At 69.5% G+C, this 1,824-nt stretch carries 1 protein-coding gene; it reads right to left on the bottom strand.

Going from position 1 to position 1,824, the window contains the following annotated elements:
* The coding region (locus FBZ89_RS31105) for a beta strand repeat-containing protein (protein WP_186457680.1) at window positions 1-1,824 on the bottom strand (1,824 nt) is incomplete at both ends.

Below are 1,824 nucleotides of genomic sequence, written 5' to 3' on the forward strand. Positions count from 1 at the left end.
GTGTAGCTGCCGGCGTTGGTGCCGGCGCCGCTGATCGTCAGGGTGCCGCCCAGGACCGACGCCGTCTCGCCATTGACGAAGCCGCTGTAGCTGGCACCCAGGGTAGGCGTCTGGCCATAGGTGACGGTGGCGTTGTTGGCGGTGACGGTCAGGGCCGCCTTGTTCACCGTGAGGGTGCCGGCGACATAGCTGATGTCGTAGTTGGCGCTGGTGAGGCCGCCGGGGGTCAGGGTGTAGCTGCCGGCGTTGGCGCCGGCGCCGCTGACCGTCAGGGCGCCACCCAGGACCGACGCCGTCTCACCGTTGACGAAGCCGCTGTAGCTGGCGCCCAGGGTAGGCGTCTGGCCATAGGTGACGGTGGGGGTGTTGGCGGTGACGGTCAGGGCCGCCTTGTTCACCGTGAGGGTGCCGGCGACATAGCTGATGTCGTAATTGGCGCTGGTGAGGCCGCTGGGGGTGAGGGTGTAGCTGCCGGCGTTGGCGCCGGCGCCGCTGACCGTCAGGGCGCCACCCAGGACCGACGCCGTCTCGCCGTTGACGAAGCCGCTGTAGCTGGCGCCCAGGGTAGGCGTCTGGCCATAGGTGACGGTGGCGTTGTTGGCGGTGACGGTCAGGGCCGCCTTGTTCACCGTGAGGGTGCCGGCGACATAGCTGATGTCGTAATTGGCGGCGGTGAGGCTGCTGGGGGTGAGGGTGTAGCTGCCGGCGTTGGTGCCGGCGCCGCCGATGGCCAGGCTTCCGCCCAGGACAGCGGCGGTGTCGCCGTTGACGAAGCCGCTGTAGCTGGCACCCAGGGTGGGCGTCTGGCCATAGGTGACGGTGGCGTTGTTGGCGGTGACGGTCAGGGCCGCCTTGTTCACCGTGAGCGTGCCGGCGACATAGCTGATGTCGTAGTTGGCGGCACTGAGGCCGCCGGGGGTGAGGGTGTAGCTGCCGGCGTTGGTGCCGGCGCCGCTGACCGTCAGGGCGCCACCCAGGACCGACGCCGTCTCGCCATTGACGAAGCCGCTGTAGCTGGCGCCCAGGGTGGGCGCCTGGCCATAGGTGACGGTGGTGGTGTTGGCGGTGACGGTCAGGGCGGCCTTGTTCACCGTGAGGGTGCCGGCGACATAGCTGATGTCGTAGTTGGCGCTGGTGAGGCCGCCGGGGGTCAGGGTGTAGCTGCCGGCGTTGGTGCCGGCGCCGCTGACCGTCAGGGTGCCGCCCAGGACCGACGCCGTCTCGCCGTTGACGAAGCCGCTGTAGCTGGCGCCCAGGGTAGGCGTCTGGCCATAGGTGACGGTGGCGGTGTCGGCGGTGACGGTCAGGGCGGCCTTGTTCACCGTGAGGGTGCCGGCGACATAGCTGATGTCGTAATTGGCGCTGGTGAGGCCGCCGTGGGTCAGGGTGTAGCTGCCGGCGTTGGCGCCGGCGCCGCTGACCGTCAGGGCGCCACCCAGGACCGACGCCGTCTCACCGTTGACGAAGCCGCTGTAGCTGGCGCCCAGGGTAGGCGTCTGGCCATAGGTGACGGTGGCGGTGTCGGCGGTGACGGTCAGGGCGGCCTTGTTCACCGTGAGCGTGCCGGCGACATAGCTGATGTCGTAGTTGGCGCTGGTGAGGCCGCCGGGGGTGAGGGTGTAGCTGCCGGCGTTGGCGCCGGCGCCGCTGACCGTCAGGGCGCCACCCAGGACCGACGCCGTCTCGCCGTTGACGAAGCCGCTGTAGCTGGCGCCCAGGGTTGGCGTCTGGCCATAGGTGACGGTGGCGTTGTTGGCGGTGACGGTCAGGGCCGCCTTGTTCACCGTGAGGGTGCCGGCGACATAGCTGATGTCGTAATTGGCG

It is taken from the genome of Nitrospirillum amazonense (genome assembly GCF_007828045.1).
Taxonomy (GTDB): Bacteria; Pseudomonadota; Alphaproteobacteria; order Azospirillales; family Azospirillaceae; genus Nitrospirillum; species Nitrospirillum amazonense_C.